This is a genomic window from Enterobacter sp. PP-008-ECC_S150 (genome assembly GCF_045257065.1).
Taxonomy (GTDB): Bacteria; Pseudomonadota; Gammaproteobacteria; order Enterobacterales; family Enterobacteriaceae; genus Enterobacter; species Enterobacter chengduensis.
This window is the reverse complement of sequence record NZ_JBJHHG010000002.1, coordinates 305,249-331,411: the sequence shown is the minus strand read 5'-3', so window position 1 is coordinate 331,411 and position 26,163 is coordinate 305,249. Positions and strand designations below refer to the sequence as shown.

Annotated in this window: 28 protein-coding genes and 1 pseudogene; 9 read left to right on the top strand and 20 right to left on the bottom strand. The window is 55.8% G+C overall.

What is annotated here, in order from left to right; translation table 11 throughout:
• Window positions 1-14: 14 nt before the first annotated feature.
• On the bottom strand, window positions 15-1,268 hold the full coding sequence (locus tag ACJBF3_RS04220) for an MFS transporter (RefSeq protein WP_045329075.1): 1,254 nt from the start codon (window positions 1,266-1,268) through the stop codon (window positions 15-17).
• 121 nt (window positions 1,269-1,389) lie between these two features.
• On the opposite strand from ACJBF3_RS04220, the gene ACJBF3_RS04215 reads away from it, so the two are divergent.
• The 3 genes from ACJBF3_RS04215 to bioD all read left to right on the top strand — a co-directional run bounded on the left by ACJBF3_RS04215 (window position 1,390) and on the right by bioD (window position 4,462).
• Entirely contained in the window at window positions 1,390-2,322 is a 933-nt protein-coding gene (locus tag ACJBF3_RS04215) for a LysR family transcriptional regulator (protein WP_045329074.1), read from the top strand.
• A gap of 94 nt (window positions 2,323-2,416) precedes the next feature.
• Window positions 2,417-3,637, top strand: coding sequence for a sugar metabolism global transcriptional regulator Mlc (mlc, locus tag ACJBF3_RS04210; RefSeq protein ID WP_045329073.1), 1,221 nt, complete (start codon window positions 2,417-2,419; stop codon window positions 3,635-3,637).
• 129 nt (window positions 3,638-3,766) lie between these two features.
• Window positions 3,767-4,462 (top strand): dethiobiotin synthase, encoded by a 696-nt coding sequence (gene bioD / locus ACJBF3_RS04205; RefSeq protein ID WP_032640502.1) that lies wholly within the window; start codon window positions 3,767-3,769, stop codon window positions 4,460-4,462.
• On the opposite strand, the gene clcB is transcribed toward bioD, so the two are convergent.
• The 9 genes from clcB to ACJBF3_RS04160 all read right to left on the bottom strand — a co-directional run bounded on the left by clcB (window position 4,397) and on the right by ACJBF3_RS04160 (window position 13,472).
• Window positions 4,397-5,707, bottom strand: coding sequence for a voltage-gated ClC-type chloride channel ClcB (gene clcB / locus ACJBF3_RS04200; RefSeq protein WP_045329072.1), 1,311 nt, complete (start codon window positions 5,705-5,707; stop codon window positions 4,397-4,399). The genes bioD and clcB overlap by 66 nt on opposite strands.
• Window positions 5,708-5,809: 102 nt before the next feature.
• On the bottom strand, window positions 5,810-6,958 hold the full coding sequence (gene osmV / locus ACJBF3_RS04195) for an osmoprotectant ABC transporter ATP-binding protein OsmV (RefSeq protein WP_024909128.1): 1,149 nt from the start codon (window positions 6,956-6,958) through the stop codon (window positions 5,810-5,812).
• The gene (osmW, locus tag ACJBF3_RS04190) at window positions 6,958-7,605 is read right to left on the bottom strand and encodes an osmoprotectant ABC transporter permease OsmW (RefSeq protein ID WP_045329071.1); all 648 of its coding nucleotides are present in this window, start codon (window positions 7,603-7,605) and stop codon (window positions 6,958-6,960) included. The genes osmV and osmW overlap by 1 nt, the downstream gene beginning before the upstream one ends.
• A gap of 8 nt (window positions 7,606-7,613) precedes the next feature.
• Window positions 7,614-8,513, bottom strand: coding sequence for an osmoprotectant ABC transporter substrate-binding protein OsmX (gene osmX / locus ACJBF3_RS04185; protein WP_045329070.1), 900 nt, complete (start codon window positions 8,511-8,513; stop codon window positions 7,614-7,616).
• An 18-nt stretch (window positions 8,514-8,531) separates the two neighbouring features.
• Window positions 8,532-9,242 carry an osmoprotectant ABC transporter permease OsmY gene (gene osmY, locus ACJBF3_RS04180; protein WP_045329069.1) on the bottom strand — a complete coding sequence of 237 codons (711 nt, stop codon included), beginning with the start codon at window positions 9,240-9,242 and terminating at the stop codon, window positions 8,532-8,534.
• A 267-nt stretch (window positions 9,243-9,509) separates the two neighbouring features.
• On the bottom strand, window positions 9,510-10,247 hold the full coding sequence (locus ACJBF3_RS04175; RefSeq protein ID WP_045329133.1) for a YoaK family protein: 738 nt from the start codon (window positions 10,245-10,247) through the stop codon (window positions 9,510-9,512).
• Between the two features lie 155 nt (window positions 10,248-10,402).
• A complete protein-coding gene (locus ACJBF3_RS04170; protein WP_045329068.1) occupies window positions 10,403-11,026 on the bottom strand; it encodes a glutathione S-transferase family protein in 624 nt (207 codons plus the stop codon).
• A 72-nt stretch (window positions 11,027-11,098) separates the two neighbouring features.
• On the bottom strand, window positions 11,099-12,295 hold the full coding sequence (locus ACJBF3_RS04165; protein ID WP_045329067.1) for an MFS transporter: 1,197 nt from the start codon (window positions 12,293-12,295) through the stop codon (window positions 11,099-11,101).
• A gap of 49 nt (window positions 12,296-12,344) precedes the next feature.
• Window positions 12,345-13,472: an alpha/beta hydrolase gene (locus ACJBF3_RS04160; RefSeq protein ID WP_045329066.1), complete on the bottom strand. Its 1,128-nt coding sequence runs from the start codon at window positions 13,470-13,472 to the stop codon at window positions 12,345-12,347.
• A 113-nt stretch (window positions 13,473-13,585) separates the two neighbouring features.
• Between ACJBF3_RS04160 and ACJBF3_RS04155 the strand changes: the two genes are divergently transcribed.
• Window positions 13,586-14,470 carry a LysR family transcriptional regulator gene (locus ACJBF3_RS04155; RefSeq protein WP_045329065.1) on the top strand — a complete coding sequence of 295 codons (885 nt, stop codon included), beginning with the start codon at window positions 13,586-13,588 and terminating at the stop codon, window positions 14,468-14,470.
• 329 nt (window positions 14,471-14,799) lie between these two features.
• A complete protein-coding gene (locus ACJBF3_RS04150) occupies window positions 14,800-15,255 on the top strand; it encodes a hypothetical protein (RefSeq protein WP_045329064.1) in 456 nt (151 codons plus the stop codon).
• Between the two features lie 44 nt (window positions 15,256-15,299).
• Here ACJBF3_RS04150 and ACJBF3_RS04145 read toward each other — a convergent pair whose 3' ends face one another.
• Together ACJBF3_RS04145 and ACJBF3_RS04140 are read right to left on the bottom strand one after the other, a co-directional pair.
• Window positions 15,300-15,710 (bottom strand): SgcJ/EcaC family oxidoreductase, encoded by a 411-nt coding sequence (locus tag ACJBF3_RS04145; RefSeq protein WP_045329063.1) that lies wholly within the window; start codon window positions 15,708-15,710, stop codon window positions 15,300-15,302.
• Window positions 15,711-15,920: 210 nt separating this feature from the next.
• Window positions 15,921-16,709 carry a phosphotransferase family protein gene (locus tag ACJBF3_RS04140; protein WP_045329062.1) on the bottom strand — a complete coding sequence of 263 codons (789 nt, stop codon included), beginning with the start codon at window positions 16,707-16,709 and terminating at the stop codon, window positions 15,921-15,923.
• A gap of 270 nt (window positions 16,710-16,979) precedes the next feature.
• Between ACJBF3_RS04140 and ACJBF3_RS04135 the strand changes: the two genes are divergently transcribed.
• Complete coding sequence (locus ACJBF3_RS04135; RefSeq protein ID WP_045329061.1) at window positions 16,980-17,468, top strand: DinB family protein; 489 nt, start codon at window positions 16,980-16,982, stop codon at window positions 17,466-17,468.
• 119 nt (window positions 17,469-17,587) lie between these two features.
• On the opposite strand, the gene ACJBF3_RS04130 is transcribed toward ACJBF3_RS04135, so the two are convergent.
• The 5 genes and pseudogenes from ACJBF3_RS04130 to ACJBF3_RS04110 all read right to left on the bottom strand — a co-directional run bounded on the left by ACJBF3_RS04130 (window position 17,588) and on the right by ACJBF3_RS04110 (window position 20,878).
• Window positions 17,588-18,040, bottom strand: a complete 453-nt coding sequence (locus tag ACJBF3_RS04130) for an acyltransferase (protein WP_045329060.1) — start codon at window positions 18,038-18,040, stop codon at window positions 17,588-17,590.
• Window positions 18,041-18,218: 178 nt separating this feature from the next.
• A complete protein-coding gene (locus ACJBF3_RS04125; protein ID WP_045329059.1) occupies window positions 18,219-18,902 on the bottom strand; it encodes a hypothetical protein in 684 nt (227 codons plus the stop codon).
• Between the two features lie 129 nt (window positions 18,903-19,031).
• Window positions 19,032-19,577, bottom strand: a pseudogene (locus ACJBF3_RS04120) (helix-turn-helix domain-containing protein); the annotation flags it as partial.
• 189 nt (window positions 19,578-19,766) lie between these two features.
• The gene (locus ACJBF3_RS04115) at window positions 19,767-20,426 is read right to left on the bottom strand and encodes a DsbA family protein (RefSeq protein ID WP_045329058.1); all 660 of its coding nucleotides are present in this window, start codon (window positions 20,424-20,426) and stop codon (window positions 19,767-19,769) included.
• A gap of 125 nt (window positions 20,427-20,551) precedes the next feature.
• On the bottom strand, window positions 20,552-20,878 hold the full coding sequence (locus ACJBF3_RS04110; RefSeq protein ID WP_045329057.1) for a gamma-glutamylcyclotransferase: 327 nt from the start codon (window positions 20,876-20,878) through the stop codon (window positions 20,552-20,554).
• A gap of 115 nt (window positions 20,879-20,993) precedes the next feature.
• On the opposite strand from ACJBF3_RS04110, the gene gcvA reads away from it, so the two are divergent.
• Window positions 20,994-21,905, top strand: coding sequence for a transcriptional regulator GcvA (gene gcvA, locus ACJBF3_RS04105; protein ID WP_223239929.1), 912 nt, complete (start codon window positions 20,994-20,996; stop codon window positions 21,903-21,905).
• Window positions 21,906-21,963: 58 nt separating this feature from the next.
• On the opposite strand, the gene ACJBF3_RS04100 is transcribed toward gcvA, so the two are convergent.
• Together ACJBF3_RS04100 and ACJBF3_RS04095 are read right to left on the bottom strand one after the other, a co-directional pair.
• Window positions 21,964-22,281, bottom strand: a complete 318-nt coding sequence (locus ACJBF3_RS04100; protein WP_045329056.1) for a YebG family protein — start codon at window positions 22,279-22,281, stop codon at window positions 21,964-21,966.
• Between the two features lie 77 nt (window positions 22,282-22,358).
• Window positions 22,359-23,339 carry a nitrilase family protein gene (locus ACJBF3_RS04095; RefSeq protein ID WP_045329055.1) on the bottom strand — a complete coding sequence of 327 codons (981 nt, stop codon included), beginning with the start codon at window positions 23,337-23,339 and terminating at the stop codon, window positions 22,359-22,361.
• A gap of 101 nt (window positions 23,340-23,440) precedes the next feature.
• Here ACJBF3_RS04095 and ACJBF3_RS04090 point away from each other — a divergent pair, with 101 nt between their 5' ends.
• Complete coding sequence (locus ACJBF3_RS04090; protein ID WP_199558860.1) at window positions 23,441-24,355, top strand: LysR family transcriptional regulator; 915 nt, start codon at window positions 23,441-23,443, stop codon at window positions 24,353-24,355.
• On the opposite strand, the gene ACJBF3_RS04085 is transcribed toward ACJBF3_RS04090, so the two are convergent.
• Complete coding sequence (locus ACJBF3_RS04085; RefSeq protein WP_045329054.1) at window positions 24,279-24,629, bottom strand: helix-turn-helix domain-containing protein; 351 nt, start codon at window positions 24,627-24,629, stop codon at window positions 24,279-24,281. The two genes, ACJBF3_RS04090 and ACJBF3_RS04085, sit on opposite strands and share 77 nt — an antisense overlap.
• 336 nt (window positions 24,630-24,965) lie before the next feature.
• Here ACJBF3_RS04085 and ACJBF3_RS04080 point away from each other — a divergent pair, with 336 nt between their 5' ends.
• A complete protein-coding gene (locus tag ACJBF3_RS04080; protein WP_045329053.1) occupies window positions 24,966-26,141 on the top strand; it encodes an efflux RND transporter periplasmic adaptor subunit in 1,176 nt (391 codons plus the stop codon).
• The last annotated feature ends 22 nt before the right edge of the window (window positions 26,142-26,163 follow it).

The window sequence follows — 26,163 nt, the reverse complement described above, 5'->3', positions numbered from 1 at the left end:
AGCCCGCCCGCATGTTATCTCAAACGCTGATGCAGACTTGCCCCCACCAGCAGCGCGGCACAGAGCATCAGCGCAATAAACCCGCCCACGCCGTTCCAGCCGTAGCTATGCCAGAACACGCCGCCGAGCGTCCCGGCGATGCTGGAGCCCAGATAATAGCTGAACAGATAAAGCGACGACGCCTGGCCTTTGGCACGACGGGCGCGCGGGCCAATCCAGCTGCTGGCGACCGAGTGGGCGGCGAAGAACCCGGCTGAGAAGAGCAGCATCCCGGCAAAAATCAGCCACAGGGAGGAGAAGAGCGTCAGCAGCAGGCCGAGCAGCATGAGTGCCGTAAAGAACAACATGACCGGACCGCGTCCGTAGCGCGCGGTCATCGCGCCGGCTTTTGGTGAGCTCCACGTGCCGGTCAAATAGGCAACCGAGAGTAAACCGACAACGGCCTGATTCAAATGCCACGGCGAGAGCATCAGCCGATAGCCAATATAGTTAAACAGCGTGACGAAGGCGCCCATCAGCAGGAAGCCCATCAGAAACAGGCGCGGCAGCCCTTTATCGCGCCAGTGCAGGCGGAAGTTGATAAACAGCGTTTTCGGGCGCAGCGATGTCGGGCGAAAATGGCGCGATTCCGGCAGAATTTTCCAGAACATCAGCGCGGAGGCCAGCGCGAAACACCCAATCACCGCCAGCGCAATACGCCAGCTAAAGAAGTCCGTGAATACCCCGCTCAGCAGGCGTCCGCTCATCCCGCCAATCGAGTTCCCGCTGATGTAAAGCCCCATCGAGAAGGCAACAAAGCTCGGGTGGATCTCTTCACTCAGATAGGTCATCCCGACCGCCGCCACGCCGCTGAGCGAGAGCCCAATCAGCGCGCGCATCACCAGAATGCCGTGCCAGCTGGTCATCATGGTCGAGAGTAGCGTGCAGACCGAGGCCAGCATCAGCGCCGTCACCATCACCGGTTTACGGCCAATGGCGTCGGACAGCGGCCCGGTAAAGAGCAGTCCAATCGCCAGCATGCCGGTTGATATAGAGAGCGAAATGCTGCTGCTGGCAGGCGATACGCCAAACTCATGGGAGAGGACGGGCAGGATCGGCTGAACGCAATAGAGCAGGGCGAAGGTGGCCAGACCGGCGGAAAAGAGCGCCAGCGTGACGCGCATAAATTGGGGGGTACCACGTTTAATGAACTGAACCGGCTGCGATGCTGGAGGTAAATCATTGATATCGCTTGCCGGATCGACATCAATAGTAGTTGTACGACTCACACAGTTTCCTTGCTTAAACATCCCCGTGATTTCTGGTGACGGGTATGACCACCCCTTCAGGGTAGGAAAATGTAAATATTCTGTCTAATATATTAATAATCTCAAATGATACTTTAGAAATATGAATATCGAGCTGCGTCATCTTCGCTATTTTGTCGCCGTCGCCGAAGAGCTGCATTTTGGACGCGCGGCGGCGCGGCTGAATATCTCTCAGCCACCGTTAAGCCAGCAGATCCAGATCCTGGAGCAGCAGGTTGGCGCGCGCCTTCTGGCCCGCACTAACCGCAGCGTGAGCCTGACGGCGGCGGGCAAGCAGTTCCTGATCGACAGCCGACAAATTCTGAGCATGGTCGATGAGGCCGCTGCCCGGGCAGAGCGGCTCTATCTCGGTGAAGCCGGCGAGCTGCGCATCGGGTTTACCTCGTCGGCACCGTTTATCAGCGCCGTCTCAGAAACCCTTTCGTCATTCCGCCGACACTTTCCGGATGTTCATATCCAGACGCGCGAAATCAACACCCGCGAGCAGATTGCGCCGCTGAACGAGGGGGCGCTTGATCTGGGGCTGATGCGTAACACCCAGCTCCCGGACACGCTGGCGTGGGAGGTGATCCTGCGCGAGCCGCTGATGGCGATGATCCCGCACGATCACCCGCTGGCGTCGCGTCCGGCGGTGTCGCTGGTGGAGCTGGCAAAAGAGCCGTTCGTCTTTTTTGACCCGCAGGTCGGAACGGGGCTGTATGACGATATCCTGGGGCTGATGCGCCGCTACGATCTTGCCCCGGTCATTACCCAGGAGGTGGGGGAAGCGATGACCATTATCGGTCTGGTCGCCGCCGGGCTGGGCGTATCTATTCTTCCGGCCTCCTTTAAGCGGGTACAATTGCGCGAAATGCGCTGGGTGACCATCGCCGAAGAGGACGCCGTTTCAGAGATGTGGCTGGTGTGGTCAAAGCATCGCGAACAGAGCCATGCCGCACAGCGATTCAAACACCAGCTCATCAGCGCCTCTGCCGGGCGACATTTACTGGAAAAAGGGGGCAGAAATGTGCGGTAAATCACATGGCTAAGTAAATATTTGACGACGGACAGGGAAGTGCTTCACCATAGCAAACAGTTTATTTCGAAGCTCGAAAATAAGGGAGTACGAGGTGGTTGCTGATAGTCAGCCAGGGCATATCGATCAGATTAAGCAGACCAACGCTGGCGCGGTATATCGCCTGATTGATCAGCTTGGTCCGGTTTCGCGTATCGATCTATCGCGCCTGGCACAGCTGGCACCTGCCAGTATCACCAAGATTGTCCGCGAGATGCTGGAAGCACACCTGGTCCAGGAGACAGAAATTCAGGAGCCGGGCAGCCGTGGCCGTCCGGCCGTCGGGCTGGTGGTTGAAACAGAAGCATGGCACTACCTGTCACTGCGCATCAGCCGCGGGGAGATCTTTCTCGCGCTGCGCGATCTGAGCAGCAAGCTGGTGGTGGAAGACCGGCTTGAGCTGCCGCTCAACGCGGAGCAACCGCTCCTCGACGCCATTGTCTCGCACATCGATCGCTTCTTTATCCGCCATCAGCAGCGGCTTGAACGCCTGACGGCGATTGCCATCACCATGCCGGGGATTATAGATACCGAAAACGGTATTGTTCACCGCATGCCGTTTTACGACGATGTCAAAGAGATGCCGCTGGGCGAGGTGCTGAAAAACCATACCGGCGTGCCGGTCTATATTCAGCATGACATCAGCGCCTGGACGATGGCGGAGGCGCTGTTTGGCGCATCGCGCGGGGCGCGGGACGTGATTCAGGTCGTCATCGACCATAACGTCGGCGCGGGCGTGATCACCGACGGACGCCTTCTTCACGCCGGAAGCAGCAGCCTGGTGGAAATTGGCCACACCCAGGTCGACCCGTACGGCAAGCGCTGCTACTGCGGCAACCACGGCTGTCTGGAGACCATTGCCAGCGTGGAGAGCGTGCTGGAGCTGGCGCAGGTTCGGCTTAGTCAGTCCATGAGCTCCTCGCTGCATGGACAACCCCTGACGGTCGATTCCCTGTGCGCCGCCGCGCGCCAGGGCGATCTGCTGGCGAAAGATATCATTACCGGGGTAGGAAATAACGTTGGCCGCATTCTGGCGATCATGGTGAACCTCTTCAACCCGCAGAAAATTCTGATTGGCTCGCCGCTCAGCCAGGCGGCGGAGATCCTCTTCCCGGCGATCTCGGCCTGTATCCATCAGCAGTCGCTTCCCGCCTACAGCAAAAATATTGCGGTTGAAAGCACCCAGTTTTCTAACCAGGGCACGATGGCAGGCGCGGCGCTGGTCAAAGATGCAATGTATAACGGCTCGCTGTTGATCCGCCTGTTACAGGGTTAATTCTTATCCGCAGATGTACGAAAAATTGCGCTATCTCAAGCCGGATAGCGCACGCATCCCGTAGACTTCCTCCACTGAATTATTTACCTGGTTTATATTTCGAAGCATACCCAAGAGGTGGAGTGAGTCATGCTTAAGCGTTTCTTTGTAACTGGTACAGATACCTCTGTCGGCAAGACCGTCGTATCACGCGCATTGCTGCAGGCACTCGCAGCAAGCGGTAAACGCGTGGCAGGGTACAAACCGGTCGCAAAAGGGAGTAAAGAGACGCCAGAGGGATTGCGTAATAAAGACGCCCTGGTGCTGCAAAGCGTCTCGTCGCTGGAACTGCCTTATCACGCGGTTAATCCCATTGCGTTAAGCGAAGAGGAGAGCAGCGTAGCGCACAGCGGCCTGATTAATTATCCCCTGTTGTCCGACGGTCTGGCGAGCCTGAGCGCGAAGGTTGATCACGTGGTGGTCGAAGGGACGGGCGGCTGGCGCAGCCTGATGAATGATTTGCGCCCGCTGTCTGAGTGGGTCGTGCAGGAGCAGCTACCGGTGGTGATGGTGGTGGGGATCCAGGAAGGGTGCATCAACCACGCGCTGCTGACGGCCCAGGCGATTGCCAATGACGGTCTGCCGCTGATTGGCTGGGTAGCAAACCGCATCAACCCGGGCCTGGCGCACTACGCTGAAATCATCGACGTGCTGAGCGCCAAACTGCCCGGGCCGCTGGTGGGTGAACTGCCGTATCTGCCTCGCGCCGAGCAGCGCGAGTTAGCGCAGTACATCGATCTCTCTGCCCTCGGTGGCGTGTTGACCGTAGATCGAGTCGTGGCGTAACGTCCGCGACAGCACGGACGCCACCACGCAGGCGACCAGCAAGCCAGGCAGTAAAAAATACTGTCCGGTCATTTCACAGACCATCAGCGCCGACATAATCGGCGCATGCGTGGTCGCGGCGAGTAGCGTGGCCATGCCTGCCAGCCCCAGCAAGATTGCCGTCTCAGAACCCGGCAGCCACAGCGCGAAAAGCTGCGCAAACAGCATGCCTGAAGCCATTCCGACAAACAGCGTGGGCGTAAACACCCCGCCCGGCTCACCCGATCCGCTGCTCGCCAGCACCGCCAGTAATTTGCAGATAAATACCCCGGCAATCACCGACAGCAGCGGCGGCGCGAGCAGAAAAGCCTGAACCACGCTGTAGCCATTCCCCCACACCTTCGGCGTGAGGAGGGACAGCAGCCCGACGAGTAAACCGCCGAGCGCCAGCTGCCATGGCGGCGAAAGCTTAAGGCGCAGAAACAGTTCGTGGCTTAAATCCATCAGCCACATCAGCAGCGGCCCGCAGAGACCCGCCAGCAGGCCCATGGCGAGCAGCAGACCATAATCCGTTGCGGCGAGGAGACCGCTCAGATGAACCTCGTAAAGCGTTCCTGCTCTGGGGGCCAGGAGCTGCGTCGTGAGAAGCGCCACCACCGCCGCGATAACCACCGGGCCGAGCGAGGCCAGCATCAGCGTGCCAAACAGGATCTCCGCAATAAACAGGCTTCCGGCTAAGGGCGCATGGTAGGCGCTGGCCATGCCGGCGGCGGCACCGCAGGCTATCCATAATTTCCATTCGGATTTGGGCGTAAAGCGCCGGGCGAAAAACGAGGCGGCGAGGGCGGCAAGCAGGATCATCGCCCCTTCACGCCCGATGGCGCTTCCGCTGGCCACGACCAGCAGAGAGGCAAGGGATTTCACCAGGCTGGCGCCGTAATCAAACTGGCCGTCGCCGGTCTCCAGCGCTTCCATATAATCGGTGGGGGCATGAGGCCGCTGGGCGGTCAGCCGTTGCCATCCCCAGAGCAACAGTCCGGCAGCCAGCCCGCCCAGCGCGGGCGTCAGCGCGCGCCGCCAGGGGGAGAGCGACGCGGCGGCATTCACCAGGCTGCCGCTGTCGTTGCTGAGCAGCAGCCACTCCAGCAGGTACATGCTGTGGCGAAATACCGCAACCGCCAGCGCGGCCAGCACGCCGGTGACGGTGGCAATCAGCAGTCGACGAAACATCGCGCGGATGTCGGGGTAAACATGAAGACGTTGCATGAGTCGCGAATAACCTGGGACGATACAATATTGTGGCGGGAAATCGCGGGGTTAGCAAAAGGTATGCGTGCGAAAAAGCCGGGCGATGCCCGGCCAGAAAGGTTAACTGTCGCTATGAATATTCAGCGCCCGACGCGTGCGCCCGGAGCTCAGGTACTCGGCAATATAGTCCTGCGAAATCTCGCCGTTGTAGCGACCGTCCTCATCCACGATCGGCATCCAGCTGGTGTTGCTCTCGTACAGGCGCGACAGCACCACGCGCAGGTTGTCTTCCGCTTTGCCGGTCATGCGGAACGGATGCAGGATGTCGGCGCAGGTCCCGCTGGCGTTACGCGCTTCGCGACGCTTCACAAAGCCCAGCGGCTTGCCGTGCTCGTCGACCACGGTAATCGCGCGAATATCGTTATCATCCATCGTTGCAAAAGCTTCCGGAAGCGGCGTCGAACCCCGCACCGTAATGGTCGGCTGCTGGTCGGTGACGTCGCCTGCCGAGACCAGCAGCAGTCGCTTCAGCGTGCGGTCCTGGCCGACAAAGGAGCCGACAAACTCATTCGCCGGTTTCGCCAGCAGCTCATCCGGGCTGGCGCACTGCACGATTTTCCCCTGACGAAACACGGCAATACGGTCGCCTAGCTTCAGGGCCTCGTCGATGTCGTGGCTGACCAACATGACGGTTTTTTTCAGCTTGCGCTGCATCTCCAGGAACTGGTTCTGGATCACCTCGCGGTTGATCGGGTCCACCGCGCCGAAGGGCTCATCCATCAGCAGTACCGGCGGATCCGCCGCCAGGGCGCGGATGACGCCGATACGCTGTTGCTGGCCGCCGGACATCTCGCGCGGATAGCGATTCAGGAACTTGTGCGGGTCCATCGCCACCATATCCATCAGCTCTTCGGCGCGTGTTTTGCAGCGCGCTTTATCCCAGCCCAGCATGCGCGGCACAACGGTGATGTTCTCTTCAATGGTCATGTTCGGGAACAGGCCAATCTGCTGGATCACGTAGCCAATGTTGCGGCGCAGGGTGACGGTATCCATGCCGCTGGTGTCTTCACCGTTGATCAGGATCGTCCCGCTGCTGGGGGTAATGAGGCGGTTAATCATCTTCAGGGTGGTGGTCTTCCCGCAGCCGGAAGGGCCGAGCAGGACGCACATTTCCCCTTCGGGCACGTTCAGGTTGACGTTGTCGACGGCCTTAAAGGTCTGGCCGTGCTTCTGTGAAAATTGTTTGGTGAGGTTTTCCAGTTTTATCATTATCGAATCCCCTTCGGAGTCAGAACCACCTGCAGACGGTGCAGCAGCCAGTCGAGCACAATCGCTAAAAGACAAATCATCAATGCGCCAGCAATTAACATGCGGATGTCGCTTCCGCCGATGCCGTTGAGCAGCAGCAGGCCCAGACCGCCCGCGCCGATCACCGCCGCAATCGCCATCACGCCGATGTTCATCACCACGGCGGTGCGGATGCCGCCGAATATCACCGGCAGCGCCATCGGGATTTCAACCCAGCGCAGGCGCTGCCAGAAGGTCATGCCGATGCCGCGCCCGGCTTCACGCAGCCCCGGCGGCAGGCTGTCGAGCGCCGTGTGGGTGTTACGCACAATCGGCAGCAGCGAGTAGAGAAACACCGCCGCGATCGCGGGCAGGGCGCCAATGCCCTGACCGATCAGCGAAAATAGCGGGATCATCAGGCCAAACAGGGCGATGGACGGAATGGTCAGCACGATGGTGGCGATGCCCAGCACCGGCGTTGCCAGCCATTTATGACGGACGATCAAAATGCCCAGCGGTACGCCGATGATAATGGCTAAGCCCACGGCTAGCGCCACCAGCCACAGGTGCTGCAGCGTAAGGGTTAAGAGGTAATCCCAGTTGTCCAGAATATAGTGAACGGTATCCATAGCGCCTCCTACAGCAGCTGCTTGCTACGCAGGAAATCACGGGCGACCTGCTGCGGTGACTGATGGTCGATATCCACCTTCTTGTTCAGTTCGGTGATAACGTCGTTGTTGAGCTGGGCGGAGAGGGTGTTGAGCGCCTCTTCCAGACCGGGATGGGCCTCCAGCGTGTCCTTACGCACCACCGGCGTCACCGCATAGCTCGGGAAGAAGCCTTTATCATCCTCAAGCACCTTCAGGTCGAAGCCTTTTACGCGTCCGTCGGTGGTGTAAATCAGACCGGCGTCGACGAAGCCGTCGCGCACCGCGTTATAGACCAGACCGGGGTCCATCTGGCGGATCTGCGGGCGGTCCAGCTCCATCTTATACGCGGCCTGAAGCGGCTTCATGCCGTCGCTGCGCCCGGCAAACTCAAGGTCTAAGCCCAGCAGCCAGTTTTTGTCCGGGTTGGTTTTTCGGATCTGCTCAATCTTCGCCACCATCTCCGACATGGTGTTGATATGTTCCGCCTCGGCGCGCTTGCGCTGCATGGCGAAGGCATAGGTGTTGTTCATGTCGGCGGGCTTGAGCCAGACCAGGCCGTGCTTCGCGTCGAGGCGTTTTACCGTCTCGTAGGATTCTTCTGGCGACATGCGCTTGTTGATGTGGTTAAAGATGATCAGGGACGTGCCGGTGTACTCCCAGGTCATGTCAATTTGCTTGTTGATCATCGCGTTGCGGGAGATCACCGTGGCGATATTGGTTTGCGGCTGAACCTGGAACCCTTTCTTTTGCAGGTACTGCACGGTCATCGCCGAAAGAATGTGCTGCTCGGTAAAGCTTTTGGTCGCCAGAATCAGCGGGGCCGCCATCGCCTGGCTGGTGAACAGCGCCGCGGCACACAGCGCCGTCAGGCCGGAAAACAGTCTCATAGAAGCTCCTTGTTATTGTTATCGAGCAAGATGGGGACTCATCACGCGACCCAGCGCCGCCAGCAGGGTATCGAGGATCAGGGCGAACAGGGCGGTGGCCGCCGCGCCGAGGATCAGGGTCGGGAAATCGTTCAGATAAATACCGGGAAAAATCAGCTCGCCGTAGCTGCTGGCGCCAATCAGGAACGCCAGCGGCGCGGTACCGACGTTAATGGCGGTGGCAATGCGGATCCCCGAGAGCATCACCGGCCAGGCGGCGGGCAGCTCAACCTGGCGCAGACGCTGCCATTTGGTCATGCCGATGCCGTTTGCCGCTTCCAGCAGCGACGGCGGAACCGAGCACAGCCCGGCATAGGTATTACGCACGATCGGCAGCAGCGAGGCGAGGAACAGGGCGATGATGGCGGGCGTATCGCCAATGCCAATCACCACCATCGCCAGCGCCAGCACGGCCAGCGGCGGCAGCGTGTTGCCGACGTTGAAGATTTGCATCACATATTCGGCGATACCCCGCGCGGCCGGGCGGCTCAGCAGGATACCGGCCGGAATACCCACCAGCAGGGCAAAAAACATCGATGAGAAAACCAGAATTATGTGCTGTTGCCCGAGATAAACCAGGTCGACCTGGCGTGCCTTAATCGTCTCCAGCCCGATCCCCCAGACGAGGAGGGCGAGGACCACGATAATGGCGCTGACAAACAGCAGCGAACGTTTGAGTAATGGGTGCATTGCGGTGTGTCTCCCTGTGCGCATGCGTTATAGCAACCGCCGGTTGCCTGTTGTTATGCCATGTTTCGGCAGGGGGTCATTGACCTATAGCAAGCGTTTGGGAAGGGTTCCAGCGAAGGGGTAAAATCTGTAACCCTATGAATGCAGGGGAAACCTTGTGCCAGCCCTTATGGCGTAAGGGCTGATTGAGGTGCGGGCGGAATAGTCTTAAAACGAATTCTTAAAAGTGACAGCGTCACAAGGGCGTGCCTAATGTCGGCCCTATCTTCAGAGAGAGACGCGAACCCGGCGAACCCGCACCGTGATGCTGACGATAGAACAGATAGCGACTACGGCGAGCATTAGCCCCAGCGCCAGCATGGCGTTAAACCCGATCCATCTGAACAGCAGCAGCCCTGCGATGCCGCCCGTGATAAACGAGAAAAGGGTGGTTAAGTGGGTTTTCAACTGACTTTTTTGTGCTGCCGTATCTTTGGAGTAATCCCTGCGCAGCATTGCCACCAGGACGGAAGCCAGGGATATTCCCGCGTCCGTCAGCGTGCCGGTAATGTGCGTCGATCTCACCCGTCCGCCGGAAAGCTGCGTGGAGGTGGAATTGTGAATGCCCATCAGGCCGCAGAGAAAAAGAATAATCTCGCGGTTGCTGGTGAGGGCATGAAAATACATCTCGTAGAGGGAGACGCCGGTCAGCAATATCCCCTCGACGAACAGGATCTGGCAAAAAATCAGCCTGACGTTATGGATAATGCCCCATATCACGATCGCGCGCGCAACAATGGCGCCTGCGACAAATGAAAGAATAATCGAGCCGAAGAAAATAATATCGCTCAGGTCGGTGGAAGAGACTTCGCTGGATAACTGTGAGGTATTGCCGGTCATGTGTGAGGGGAAAAAACCAAATGCCCCGAGGGCGATGGCGTTCAGCAAACCTGCCGAGGTCGCCAGCCAGAGGGCAAGCCGGCGATCCTCCTTATGCGTTCGTTCTTTCTTGAGTTTAATCAGCAAGAATACCTCCGGGTTACGCTTTGCCTGAATAGTCAGGCTAGCAAAGCGGTGCAACGGGCTGTCCAGGATATGGCTTAATTATTATTCCCTCTGACGATCTCGAGGGTTTAATAATTAAATAAAATATCCTTACTCAAGATATGGTCGTAAATATTTTAAATCATGCCGTTATTGCCGTGACGCAAGAATGCCGGACGCTGGTTAAGGCGTTCAAACCAGGCCTCGATCGCGGGCACGTCGGGCTTGTCAAACGGCGTCATTCTCCAGCGATTCACCGAAAGCCCAAGCACCACGTCCGCGAGGGTAAACGTCTCGCCCGCCGCAAATGCCCCGGTGCGCTGCAGCTGGGTTTCCAGAATGGTGATGCAGTGGTTCCACTCTTTTATTCCCGCCGCAATGCGCTCGGGGTCGTTAAAGTCGGGGTTTTGACGCCCCAGCGCCGGGAAGACATAGCGCCAGGCGGTGTTAAACTCGGTTGCCTGCCAGTCCATCCAGCGCTCAACGTTGGCGCAGGCCTGCGGCTCTGCGGGCAGCAGATCGTGACGCCCGGCCTTGCGCGCCAGATACCGGCAGATGGAATTGGACTCCCACAGCACGAAATCGTCGTCCATCAGCACCGGCACCATGGCGTTGGGGTTCAGGGCGCGGAAGGCGTCGGTTTCCGTCGAGGCAAAACCGCTGCCGTAATCTTCCTGCCGGTAGCTGATGCCCGCTTCTTCGCAGGTCCAGAGCACTTTACGCACGTTGATGGAGGTGGTTTTGCCGAGGATGTTAATCATGTCGCCGCTTCTCTTCAGAGTGATGAATCGTTTAAAAACACTACACCAGTTGCGAAGGAAAGCGACAACAATTCATCCGGCGAGTGATTTGTGAAGACGCGAAAGCAGAAGCGTCAACACAACCGCGCCGAGGAGCAACATGCCGCTCAAGGCAAACGTGCTCTGCCAGCCGCTACGATCGAACACCATACCGCCCGCCGTTGAGCCGAGCGCAATGGCGAGCTGGATTACGGCGACCATTAATCCGCCGCCGGCCTCAGCATCTTCCGGCAGCGTTCGCGCAATCCATGTCCACCATCCCGTGGGCGCCGCTGTCGCCAGCATCCCCCAGAAGCCTAACAGCAGGGCAACGATCCACACGCTGTGGCCGGTCAGTATCAACGCGCCTGCAATGACGGCCATCAGCAGAGGAATGGCGATTAACGTCGGGTAAAACGCGGCGTTGAGAACCAGCGCAACGAGCAGCGTGCCAACAAAACCCGCGACGCCGATGGTCAGTAAAATAAGCGATAAGCCGGAGGGGGAGACCTGCGTGACGGTTTCGAGAAACGGGCGCACATAGGTAAACAGCGCAAACTGTCCCATAAAGAACAGGCCGCAGGCCAGCAAACCGAGGGAAACCACCCGCTGGCGGAATAGCCGAAAGACGGTTGACCGTGACGCCGTCTTTGTATTGCCGGGCATGTTGGGCAGGCTAAAACGTTGCCAGAGAAACGCCAGCGTCGCCACGGGCACCAGGCACAGGAAGGCGCCGCGCCAGCCAATGGTGGCGCCGAGATAACTCCCGAGCGGGGCGGCGACCACCGTCGCCAGCGCGTTCCCCCCGTTGAATATCGCCAGCGCGCGCGAGACCTGATGCTGCGGAACGAGGCGAATGGCCGTTGCGGCAGACATGGACCAGAATCCGCCTATCGCGATCCCGATCAGCGCACGGCCTGTCATGTAAACCAGGTAGTTTGGGGCGAAAGCGATAAGCATCCCCGAGAGCGCCATCAGGATCGTCATGCCCAGCAGAAGGTGTTTGCGGTCCATATTCCCGGCAAGCCGGGAAAGGGAGAGGCTGGTCAGCACCGCCAGCGCGCCGGAAATGGCGATACCCTGGCCCGCAAGCCCCTCCGTTACGCCTAAATCTCTGGCAAGAGGGGTCAGCAGGCTGACGGGCATAAATTCCGAGGCAATCAGGACGAAGACGCACAGGGTCATGGCAAAAACACCGCCCCAGTGCGCGTGCTCCTCGTTCTTCGAGGAAGTTGGTTTCAGAGTGGACATAGTCATCTTTCACGAAGAGCCGCCCGCGAAAAACGGGCGGCGAAGAGGTTTATTTCAGGCTGGTTTTGAAGAACTGCTCAAACTGCGCGAAAGGGAGCTTTCCGGCAGCATTGTCGTAGAGGTCGACGTGGTTTGCGCCAGGGACAATCACCAGCGCTTTCTGCTTGCTGCCGACCGCTTTAAACGCATCCTCTGCAAAGTAGCGGGAGTGCGCCTTTTCACCGGTGACGATAAGCGTCGGGATAGTAATCTCCCCGGCATAGCTCAGCAGCGGCATATTCATAAAGGATAATGGCATGGTCGCGGTCCACGCGCCGGTGGAGTTGACGGAGCGGGCATGGAAGCCGCGCGGCATGCGATAGTAGTCATAAAATTCCTTCAGTACCGGATGCGGATCTGCTGGCAATGCCTCCGGCAGAATACGGTCAGCCGCCGATACCTTGCCGTTCTCATCGACATAAATGTCATGCCCGCCGTGCGCGAAGGTGCCGTTCTCGGCATCCTTCCAGCGCTGTTCGTTCAGATACTGCAGAACGGCGCGGCGGTCTGAGGTTGAATAGCGATCTTTCCCGTCGCCCACGCCGTGGCCCATCGCCCGGCTCATGTCGTACATCACGCTGGTGGCGACCGCTTTCACGCGGGTGTCCATGGAGGCCGCATTCAGCGCCATACCGCCCCATCCGCAGATGCCGAGAATACCGATACGGTTACGATCAACCTCTTTCTGCAACCCCAGGAAATCCACCGCCGCGCTAAAGTCTTCGGTGTTGATATCCGGAGACGCGACGTTGCGCGGCTGGCCGCCGCTTTCACCCGTATAGGACGGATCGAACGCCAGGGTCACAAACCCTTTCTCGGCCAAGGTCTGCGCATACAGACCGCTGGACTGCTCTTTGACCGCGCCAAACGGCCCGCTGACCGCAATTGCCGCCAGCTTGCGGTCAGCGCGGTTTTTAGGCAGATAGAGATCGCCTACCAGGGTGATCCCGTAACGGTTCTGGAAGGACACCTTACGGTGATCGACTTTGTCACTCTCGGGGAAGGTTTTATCCCAGGCGGACACCATTGAAACAGGGGCGTTTGGGCTGGTGGTTTCGGCATAACTCATTGTTGTCACTCCACTTAATGATGCACAGAGCAGCATCGCAACGGACAGTTTTTGGGTGAATGTTTTCATGGAAATTAACCCTGGGTTGTTGTGTTGCGGTCATTATAGTGAGCATAAATAGTGCTGATTAGAGGCCAGAATCTGCTAAGATTCATATCATATTGTTATAAATTGGGGGCGTGATGGCGAAGCGGGAAAACTATAATGAGCTATACCTGTTCATGCAGGTGGTGCGGGAGGGGAGCTTCACGGGGGCTGCGCAGCGGCTTGGGCTGGCGCAATCCGGGATTAGCCGCTCGGTTCGCGAGCTGGAAGAGCGGTTGGGCGTTCAGCTTCTGGTCCGCACTACGCGCAAGCTGTCGCTCACCCATGCCGGGGAACAGCTTTATCGGACCGCCGAGTCCGCGTTCGATACGCTCGATACGGGCCTGGCGACCCTGGCACACTACCGTCAGACGCCCTCCGGCACGGTGCGTATCAATGCCAGCCAGCACGCCATCGACAAATGCCTGCTGCCAAAGCTTGCCCTTTTTAAACAGCGTTACCCGGACATCAGGCTGGAACTGATCAATGAAAGCCGCTTCGTCGACATTATCGCCGAGCGGTTTGATGCGGGCGTCAGGCTCGGGCCGGAGGTGGGGCAGGGAATGATTGCGGTGCGTATTACGCCTGATATGGAAATGGCCGCAGTGGCTGCCCCGGACCACTTCAGGCGCTACGGCTTTCCCCAGACGCCTGCGGATTTAGTGGCTCATCCCTGCATTGCCTACCAGTTTGCCGACGGGAGTGACTATCAGTGGGAGCTGGTGCAGGACGGGAAAAAAATCACCCATCGGCCTGAAGGGCAATGGGCGCTGTCCGATAGCTACATGGAAGCGGAAGCTGCCCGCCTGGGGCTGGGGCTGGCCTATGTTCCGGTAGAGCTGGTGGCTGGCGATCTGGAGCGCGGAACGCTTATCCGGGTGTTGCAGCGCTACAGCCTGCGCATGGACGGATTGTATCTTTATTATCCTCATCGCAACGTGTCGCCTGCGCTCAGAGCGGTGATTGATACGCTTAAAATGTAGGGCAGCGTTACCATTCTGGAAGACGCCTCGCAAACCGCAAAGTAACCGCGTGAAATTCAGGGTTATCTCTTTTCTTCAACCGACCGGGGTCGTAAAGTGCCTGCGTTGCGGCACATCCGCAATCGGGCGTAGGAACCCGTATCTACAGAGCGATATTTATATGTCGCGGCAGCGCCGAACTCGTTAAAATTGCGGTGGCGCTGGCGGAGCAGCCTTAAGGCTGGCCGTTTTCTCTGTGGGCGGCATTCCTACCTCTGTCAGCGCTACCCCCTCGAGCGTAGGAACTCATCGGGTGGTTCACCCAATTTTCACACTGAGGATGCCTTAAGATGGCTGCTATCCCAACCCTGACTTATCTTCCGTCTGACGAAAACGTCATTCTACAACTTATTTCCCGACCGCTTCCGGCGGATGCCGATCTGTTTGACGTCGCCGACAGCTGCGCCGCGCTGGTGAGCGTGCTGGTTGAAACCGATGATGTCGCGAGCCGTACTGCGCTCTGCGAGCGTCTCCTTCAGACCCTGCGCAAGCTGCGCGAACTCTGCGATGTCGATCTTCCTCCCTACCTGATCGAACAGCTGATCATGGGTGAGAAAACCAGCTCCTGCGTGCCCGACTGCTGGCAGGACACCCTGACTCAGGTAGACTATGTTCTGGCGCTGACACAGGCGGTCAGGGGGGGAACGCTGCCCGCTCACGTCGCGAAAGAGCTGACGGGCCTGCTGCACGATATGGTGTGGCTGCTGGCTGAGTTTGTGAAGGAGCCGCGCATTACTGCGCACTAAGGGCACTGGCATGGAGGGGCGGTTGCGCCCCTGTGAAGCTCTGATTAATGCGATGAGTTTGCCGTATCCAGCAGCGACGTGCCGTAGGAGTTGTCGATGGTGCACAGCCAGCGACCGTCGCTTTCGTGGCGAAAAACATAGGTCGCGCGACGCGACATTTCCGTTATCCCACCCTGACCATCAGGAAAACGCAGAACGGTTTCCATGATCACGAGGGCATTATCGCCGCCTTCGATCACCTGCATATCCCCTTGTTCGACGATGAGCCGATCCTGAAAATAATCTGAGATGGCAATAAACGCGCTACGGATATTCTGTTTGCCTTTAACCGTCATGCCGGGCTTGACCACTAGAGCGGCGTCCTCGGCGTAGTATTCCATCAGGGCATCGTAGTTTTTGGTGGTGATGGCGCGATCGCAGGATTCGATTATCTGCCGTAGCGGATGTGGGGCCATGCTCATTTCCTTTTTAAGTCATTAACGCGTATTAACGTAACAGCCAGGCGCGTTTGTATAGCTACCAGGTTTTATGGGGGAGTTCGGGGTAGGGCGACGATGAGCGATGAGCGGACAATCCACATCTTATGCCAGTCAACCTGGAGGGAATCCCACTTGTCGCAGATGATTTCTAAGCACTCGGAATCTGTCAGACCGAAAAATGCATCATCAAAGCATTATCGAAGTGTTATCTAACCAGGCGGGGAGATTTTCTCTGTACCAGTTGAGATATAATTGAAAATCAATTTTCTGCCGTTCATCCAGCAATACGATTACTTCGGTAACAATCCATGCTTTAGCAATCGCAATTTCTTTAGCTAAATCACCAGGATTATAATTACGTGATAAACAGGTATAGCGCTCAGCAAACTCAATAAACTTTTGTTTCGATCCCATTCCCTTTATAAGTGGGGCAAGGTCAATCGCTGGGCTACCGGTGCTGAATCTTTCCCAGTCAAAAAGAACGAAATCGCCATCATCCCTTTTTCCCCAATTACCCGCATTGCTGTCGCCGGAAATTAAACACTGACCACTAAACAGAACATCACTTGCCTGCTGAAAGTAACGTAACCGTTTCGCTGCTCTGTCCGGTAATGCCAAAAGGTGGAGCGATTTTTCGAGGGCTGCTTCTGACCAGGTGTGATTGTGATAAACCCAGGATGGGTCAGGCCGATAGCCATGTAAGCGTGACAAAACCGACAACACTTCATCTCCTCCAACTTCGTCCTGATCAACCTGGTGTGGGATATATTCCAGTCTTAACCGGCGTGTAATTGGATCGGCAAACAACAGTCTTGGCGTGTAAATACCTGCTCGAGTGAGATGCCTGGCTGCGTGTTGATAAAAACTAAATTCGACATCACTCACCGGCAATTTTTCGATTACCTTATGACCAGTTTCATCCACCAGAAGCGTCACTTTGGCAGTGCCCATGCGGGATAAATTATCAACAGACATACATCTTGCCTTTAACATTGGTCGGTTGGTTAATTAAGTAGAGTTTGAGTTTAGCGCAACCTGGGAGTCAAGCAGCCAGACCACATCTCTAAAGTAAGCAAATTGCGAGGTGTAAAATGTCCGCTTCTGGTATAGAGAGGAGCTGGTAACTGAGTTGAAGGTCAGTTAGGAGCGAGGAGCGGACCTCGTTTATGCTTTTGAATTAGAACCCCTGCTACATAACGTACATAATTGATATGCTATCAGAACTTACAAATCAGGAAGAAATTCATGGACAATAACACACTGGTTACACTTCTGAAATTCAAGCGCTGGATTGATGATGAAACGCTAAAAGCAGTTAAAGGTATCAGCGAATCTGCTTATGCAGAAAAGCGTCATCTAATGCTAAGACTGATGAACCATATTCATGTGGTAGACATGATTTTTAGAGCAAATATTTCGGGTGAGCAGCATGGTTACACTGCCCTGAACACCCCTGAAACACCCTCAGTAGATGAGCTTGAGATTAAAATGGACGACTGTACAAACTGGTATATCCGGCGCGTAAGCTCAATGCCTCCTGCTGATTTAAGAGAAACGATTAAGTTCAACTTTGTGGATGGTAGTGAAGGGGAAATGACCGCTACAGATATGCTAAATCACATGCTTTTTCATGGAACTTACCACCGTGGGGCCGTAGGCTGGTTAATTTCTGAGTGCGGAGGTGTTCCGCCGAAAGATGTGCTGACCGTTTTTCTGAGGGATCATAATCACTGACAGGTATGTTCTTCAGCTCATCACCTATCCAGCGGCTTTGAGAGCCGCTTTGGCGAGAAGTCTACCTTAACGACCTGAGATGGCGATAAGTTTGGGCTAAATATTTTCGGAGATAATGCTTAGAGCTCTCTTAACAGTCTGGCTGGATTGCCAGCATACACCCCTTTAATTAACACAGGCTTTGTAACCACGCTACCTGCACCAATCACCGCGCCGCTGCAAATGTCCGTTGTTAAAATCGTTGCTCCGCTCCCTACGGTTACCGCGTTACCTAATACGATCTGTATCCAGCTTTCTGCAGAAGCATCAGGACCGCCATTCTTGAACAGGTCGTTAGCAAAGGTTACGCCATGGCCTATAAAACAGTCCTTACCCAGGATAACGTTCTCACAGATAAAAGTGTGAGACTGTACTCTGGTTCTATCGCCTATAATGCATCCCTTTTGTATCTCTACAAATGGCCCCACAAAAACATCATCGCCTAGTTCACACTCATAGATGTTTACCGGCGTGATTACTTTTACATTTTCACCTTGTCTTACGTCACGAATGCCACTTTCAATAACCTTCATATGAGCTGTGTCCTTATTCGAGATGGTTCAGCTAAAAGCTTGAACAGGTTTTTATCTTCACAAGGGGCCCAAAGTTACCTGTTTTCACTAATTCGCGCACTATGATGATCGAAATGTCCGTTTCTGGCTCAGGGCTGCTGTTGCAGCCCTCACACCAGATGTAGCTACATTGCCAATATTAAATCGCTAATGGATAAAATTTTTCCCAGTTATAACTTATCCTGGCTAATGTCAATTCTCCGACGACATCTCCGTAATCGCTTTCCTGACGTTTCAAAAAAAACTCACGCAACGTTCCGGGCATAAAAGCAGCGCTGTAGCGCAGGATCGTGCTGTGCCAGAATGGCGCCGGTAATGGACTTCTGCTATGGCGCTTCAGCAACTCAGCTTTCCAGTTAGACTCCAGAACTTTCTCGCAGAATGATTGACGCATGGCTACCGCTGGCTCATCTGGGATACCCGCCAGTAACAACTGGCTGGGCAAAGCGATTAAGCGAAGGTGCCTGATCGCAATTTTTTTCGAATGATATCCAGACCAGATATTTTTCAACTGATCCACTTTCGAGGGTAATCGCTCGTTTGCCTTATAGAGTGGCAGAGTCAGCGGTAAGAAGGTGAAATGAAAACTGTGTGCTGGCTGGATGTCGGCGAGTGGATCGCCCTTTGTGAGCTCGTTCAGTTCATCAATTAGCTGCGAGACCGAAAGTGGCATACGCGGTTTTATGCCTGTTGCCAGAGCGAGTTTTACCGGGTCGTAGTAGTTTTCCTCTCTGATTTGCCCGATTCCAGCATTATCTTCCCATATCCCAATGGTATTTGAATTTGTTGAACGGTATATGTCTGGCAAGCTAACGGATTTCATGATCGGCCTTATAGGATATTGGACACAGGCTATAAATTGCAGTTTTATGAGATATTTTAGGCCATTCTATAACTATTTCAGCGCTGATTAGCACTTGAGACAGGATTCTATCTCTGCTTATTTTCCCCCTCAAAGGGCAAGTTGTTGAACCACGCGAACATGCGGGACGTCCTGATGTTCAGCAATTGAATGCCGGAGGTAGCGGGTCGGCGTTGTTCCCGTGTATTGGCGGAAGAAGACAATAAAGGCACTGTCGCTGACAAATTCTAGCTGCTGTGCAACCTGACTTAGCGACAACCCCTCACACAACATTTCCATTGCTTTCAGCAGCCTCCACTGTTGCCTCCAGTTCTGATAACTCATTCCCGTTTCCCGGATAAATATACGGCTTACCGTGCGTTCACATGCACCGACCTTCTGGACTAATTGTCCCGGACGTGGGGGTAACTCGCCCTTACGGATCTTGTCCAGCCAGGTATTCAGGCGAATATCCGAGGGAAACCGTAACGTCCAGTTTTCGTGATGGGCATTTTTTATTTCTTCACAAAAAACATTGATTAGACTGCTTTGTCGTTCTGTGGGCATTCCCCATGGCCAGAATGCCATCCGTTCGATTACCTCAAAGAACAGGGGATTAACTTCAACAATCTGCAGAGGTAAAGCAGATAGAGCCAGGCCCTGAACCTGTATTGTGAACAGGCCGGAGCAGCTGGAGCGCTGTTTGGATTAGTCTACTATATGTTGCTGGGAATGACGCTGGGGCTTGCCGGTATCGTGCAGCAGCTCGGATTAGTTCTGACAGCTTGTGCAGTAACAGCCTGTTTTTGCAGCCTTTCGCGCCACTAAGCGTGCGGGCAAACCCATTCAGCCAAGCGCTAATAGCGTAGCGCGTAATTTCTCTGCGCCACCGTAAAGAGCATGTCCACCGATCATATGCTCCGTGCCATTAACCGTCGCCAGCAGTGCAGGGACTCCCCGGATACCTCGCTGATCCATAAGGCGCTTCACTTCCGCGATCCTCGCGTCCGTGATATGCCGCAGCGCCTTATCGGTATCAAGCGCCAGGATAACCTGTTCATGCTTTAACGCGAGGTTGTTTTTTCCGGCCCAGTCCTCAACGATATCACCCACCACGTCAGGTCTCGAGGTGTCTCGCCCCTCAACATAGCGGGCATGCTGTAGCGTATGAAGAAGTTGTGGCTCGGCCGACGGGGTGATGTCACGAACCATGGTCAGAGCACGATTCATAAACGTCGAATCAAACCGCGTGCCGGTCAGCAGAAGCTGATGATAGCGCTCGCTGAAAGGCTGCCCGGTGAGTGAAGCGATGCGCCGATCGTTGGACCAGGCGTACTCCGCCCATTCCGCAGTGATGTCCCGGGCTCCCTCATCGCTGAAAAGCCCGCTGGGCATGAGCTCAAGTTGATCAGCGTGGTGTTGTGCAAGGTAACTCAGCGCCGGCGCGCTGGCGTAGCACCAGCCGCAAAGTGGATCAAATAAATACTGCAGCTTCTCAAAATGCATGTTGCCTCCTTCATAACGGAATAGCGCCATCATAATGCGTTTGAACCTCGTTAAAAACGGGCGTTCAGTGAATGCAGTGTTGCGTAAAATGAGCGAATCGCGGTGAATCAAAGGCTAAACGTGAATCATGACTTAAGCCGGTATACCCACGATTTTATTATCTGACCGGCAGTCGTCGTGACGTCTACCGGCACTCGCTCATATTCAGCCCCTTCAAACCGATCGAGTACATCCCAGTGATTATGCAAATTTGCTGAAGTGAAAATAAAACCCTGAACACGATTACCTGAGCGATCCAGTACGATCCCCGGATACCCCATCTCTGCCCCCCAGCCTTTATTTAACAGAGACCCGCCAACGTGTCCTTCCTGCCACGACCCACCGATATTCTCAAGAATATGCGCATTAGGTCGGCCTGGGCCGAGCGTCCCGTACACGAACAAACTCTCCATTATTCCTCCGATAACATGATGAAAATTAAATGGTTGTTTATGTCGATTTTGAGTTGGGGACGAGGGCCTGACAAATCATTTGTTCTCACACCATGCGTGAATTATTATCACGCGTATGATGTTTGAACGCCTCCCACCCTTGCAAACGCTTCGGGCTTTTGAAGCCACTGCCCGGCTCTCCAGCATGACGCTGGCGGCAGCGGAGCTGCACGTTACGCACGGCGCGATAAGCCGGCAAATCCGGAAGCTCGAAGAGCATCTGGGGGTAAAGCTATTTCACAGACTGACGCGACAGATAATCCTGACGGAGGAGGGGGCTGAATTCCACCCTGCGGTTACCCGCCTTCTGGGTGATTTAATGAGAGAGTCCGAGCGTTTACGCGCAAGGCTCCCGGCAAAAAGTTTGCGTATCAGCACAACGGTGTCATTCGCCAGTAAGTGGCTGGCCCCGCGTCTCAGCCGCTTCAGGCAGCGGTATCCTGAACTCGATATTCAGCTCGATGTTACTGACGTTAACGTGGATCTTAACGATGGTCTGGTCGATGCCGCAATTCGCTATGGCCTGGGCAATTATCCGGAGGTCTGCTCTGAGCGAATCTTGAGTGAAACAGTCACCCCTGTCTGTAGCCCTGACTTTCTTCAGGAACATAACGGTCTGAAAGAAATTAAGGATCTTTCAAACTGCGTGCTGCTTCATGAGTACAGAATGCTGGCGAACTGGGAGGCATGGTTTGAAATGGCCGGAGAAAGCACTTTCAGCGACCATCAGGGAACCTTGTGGACGCTTGGCAGCATGGCGACCGAAGCCGCTATACGCGGCGAGGGTGTGGCTCTGGGAAGGAGTGTACTGACTGCAGATGATGTCGCTGCCGGAAGGCTTGTTGTTCCGTTTCCGCAATACAAACTTAAAGCCGAACGGGGATACGATTTAGTTTACCGGTTCGATGATAAGGATTCTTTTAAAATACGAACGCTAAAGCAATGGCTGTTCGAAGAAATAAGCCTGCTGAAAGATACGGACAGCTAAAAAGCCGTAAGCAGTTATCTCCTTACGGCTTTGGAACAGATAATGATTATTCCGGCCATCAGGCCGCTTTCACTGCCCTGATTTTTTTGGTGTCGGCCGCATCGGATTCTGTATTATCCGCTGCAGCGGGGGCATTGAGATCGGGAAGCTTGCTGGTACGCAGAATATGCTGCACGGTCTCTTTCTGCTCGGCGAAATACAGGCCAAGATTTTCAGCCTGCGTTTCATCCATCTGCATACCGCTTTGCAACAGCCAGTCGGTGAACGCGTCTGCCATATCGAGCAGCTTGTCGTGAGCGTCAGCCTCTTTCTTGCTGGCAAATGTCATTTTCTCTTCACCTTTTCTTACGACTACATATTTTATTTCAACAGCCATTATGCGTACCTCATACTGTAATTATATACAGTATAGCAGCTCCGGGTTTATGTTGCAGCTAAAAAATGCGTACAGTTCTAGCGAGCAGGGGGCGCATTCGAAAAGCGTGCGCTGATCGCATCACGTTCATATCCCTGCGGCTGGGTCAGTATCTGGTATAAATCGGGGCGGCGACCGTGGATCCAGCGCCGTCCGGTACTCATCGCGAGCAGGCTTAAATCCAGTTCAGCGCTCACCATCGCATCCTCTGCCGCCCAGGTTTCATTCACGATCCTTCCGTAAGGATCGAGGATCATGGCATTGCCCGTGCGCACTTCATCGTCGTCAGCACCGACACCGTTGCTGAAGAGAAGAAACAGTCCGTTGTCGTGCGCGCGGGCAGGCAGCCAGCGCATAAGCCACTCCCGACCGCCTGGACCTTTAAATGCGGCGGTAATGTCCTCCTTGCGCGTTTCCCGCGCCTCCCATAGCGCCAGCGGAATGGGCTTCATCCCGTGGGGGCTGCGGGAATCGGTACCGCCCGTCTGGTGCGGCGCGAGAAGAATATCGGCGCCCAGCAGCGCCGTTGCGCGCACGTTTTCGACCAGATTATTGTCCCAGCAAATCAGAATACCGACCTTCACGCCCCACGGCGTATCAAAAACGGTAAAGCTGTCCCCGCTGCTGATGGCCGGATGTTCAAAAGCATGGAGCTTACGATGCGTATGCATTGTGCCGTCCGGCATACAGGCAACATAGGCATTGTAGAGGCGGCCATCGTCGGCGCGTTCAATAAGACCGACGCCAATCAGCATCTGATGTTTTATCGCCAGGGAGCGAATGAGCGTCAGGGAAGGGCTTTCTGCTACTGGCTCAGCCAGCGCAGACACCTCCGCTGCACTGAGCTTAGGGACGTGCCAGTAGCCGGGAATACACATTTCAGGGAAGGTGAGAATGTTCACCTGCTCAAGCGCCGCCTGTTCAATAAACTTCTCTATGATCAGCAGATTGTACTTTTTGTTATTAGCCTGATGCTGAAACTGGACGGTTGCCGCCTTTAGGGATTGAGGTTCGTTCATGATGTGTCTCCGGTTGTCATCGAGACTCGATTACATAACGATTACCAATAACTGTATAATCAAATGATTTCTTATTTTGATAACCATCTGGAATCTAAAAAATGAACACCCGGTTGCTCAACGCCTTTTTGATGCTGGCTGAAAAGGGGAACTATGCCGATGCGGCGCGGGCGCTGTTTATCTCGCAACCGGCATTGACCAAACAGATTAATCTCCTCGAATCCCAGGTGAATATGTCTCTTTTTTCACGGGGGCGTCACGGCGCAATGCTGACGGCCGGCGGCAGGCGTTTGCTGCCAGAGGCTGAAAAAGTGGTGAGGCAAAGCCAGCTCTTTATGCAGCATGCCGAGCGGGTCTCAAAAGGGGTGGAGGGACATATTGCCGTTGGGTTCGGGCTCTCAAGCTTTTATCTTGCGCCGCGCTGTATCGCTGACTTTCGTCGGGACTACCCGGGCGTAGAAATGTCGTTGACGGATCTGCCTTCCTTCCAGCAGTACGAGCGATTGCAAAATGATGAGCTACAGGTCGGTTTTGTCAGGGTGCCAGCCCCCGCGGCGCTTGACTCCCTGCCGCTATTTACCGACCGTCTGGTGCTGGTGGCGCCCGCCGCGTCGCCGACGCTGCCTCCCGCAGAGTGGCTCACGAAACGCCCTCTGCTGCGGCTTTATGATGAGCGGGGACGGGGGTTGAACGCGCAGATTGACCGCTTCCTTCATGACAACGGTCTTTTCGTCTCATCGACTCAGCTGACTGACGACATTCAAACCATCGTCGCGATGGTGGTGGCGGGCATCGGTGTGGCGATTCTCCCCACCAGCGTAACGCATATCGCGCCGCCGGAGCTGGCGATTATTCCGCTAACGGGGGAGTCAATCAGCTGGAAGGTGGGCATTGCCTGGGACGCAGGCAGGGAAGACGTCATCCGTGACAATTTCATTGCTAGCGTAGCGGCTGCGTTTCCGGGCCAGCCATGCTGCGCCGCCATGCCCCAGGCGCCTGACCGTACTGACGCTTAAAGCTGCGGTTGAAGGACTGCTGGGAGTCAAAGCCCAGCGCGATCGCCACGTTCAGAATGGGCTCGTCGCTGCGGGTTAAGCGCTCCATCGATCTTTGCAGCTTCTGCGCGCGGATATACCCGGCAAGGGGATAGCCCGTATGTTCCTTAAACAAACGCTGAAGATGCCATTTCGAATAGCCGGAGCGCCTGGCGACGGACTCAATGTCCAGACGGCTGTCCAGGTTGTTGTCGATCCAGTCGAGTAAATCATGCATAAATGCGCCAGTGTTCATCGGGTTACTCCCACGCAGCATAGTAAAAGTATCTTTATCTGTTGCATTTAAAGGTGGCGCGTTTTTGCAGTAATTGCAAGTTTTATTGTTGCATTTAAATCCCTGGCCGAAACGGGTCTTTTCACATCCGCTCAAATAGCACATAAAGTGCAACAATTATTCTTGCACTTAGTTAAGCGCCTTCCTACAATCGCCGCGAATAGTGTATTCGCAACTGTTACAGTTTTGTGGCGATGAACGACACAAATGGCCTTAAGACAGCCCCCGGACAAAGGAAGTGGCGCGGTGCCTCCTGCTGCGTCTTGCCCGGCGGCGACAATTATCGGAATAAAAATAATGAGCCTGCAAAAAACCTGGGGTAACTCTCCACTGAGCGCGCTGGGGGCACTGTTGCTCTCCGCGCTGCTCGTCGGGTGCGATAACAGCGTCGCGCAAAACGCCGCGCCGCCTGCGCCAGCCGTGAGTGCCGCTGACGTGGTGGTGAAATCGATCAGCCAGTGGGATAGCTTTAACGGCCGGATTGAAGCGGTGGAGAGCGTTCAGCTGCGTCCGCGCGTGTCCGGCTACATTGATAAGGTGAATTACACCGACGGTCAGGAAGTGAAAAAGGGTGAGGTGCTGTTCACTATTGATGACCGAACCTATCGCGCGGCGCTGGAACAGGCGCAGGCGAATCTGGCGAGAGCCAAAACGCAGGCAAGCCTCGCGCAAAGTGAGGCAAACCGTACCGATAAGCTGGTCAATACCAACGTCGTCTCCCGCGAAGAGTGGGAGCAGCGTCGTTCGGCCGCCACGCAGGCGCAGGCCGATATCCGCGCCGCGCAGGCGGCAGTGGACGCCGCGCAGCTCAACCTGGACTTCACCAAAGTCACCGCGCCTATCGACGGTCGCGCCAGCCGGGCGCTGATCACCAGCGGGAACCTGGTGACGGCGGGGGACACCGCCAGCGTCCTCACCACGCTGGTCTCGCAGAAGACGGTCTACGTCTACTTTGACGTAGACGAGTCGACCTATCTTCACTACCAAAACCTGGCCCGCAGCGGGCAGGGGGCGTCCAGCAACCACACGGCGCTTCCGGTTGAGATTGGCCTGACGGGCGAAGAGGGCTATCCCCATCAGGGCAAAGTGGACTTCCTGGATAACCAGCTCACGCCGAGCACAGGCACCATCCGCATGCGCGCGCTGCTGGATAACGCGCAGCGTCAGTTCACGCCGGGACTGTTTGCCCGCGTACGCCTGCCGGGCAGCGCGGAGTTCAAAGCCACGCTTATCGACGACAAGGCGGTGCTGACCGATCAGGATCGTAAATACGTGTATATCGTGGATAAAGAGGGGAAAGCGCAGCGCCGCGACATCACGCCGGGGCGTCTGGCAGACGGTTTACGCATCGTGCGGCAGGGGCTGAACCCTGGCGACAAAGTCATCGTCGAGGGTTTACAGAAAGTGTTTATGCCGGGTATGCCGGTTAACGCGAAAACCGTTGCCATGACCGCCAGCGCCGCCCTCAACTGATCCCTTGACCTGAGAATCCAAC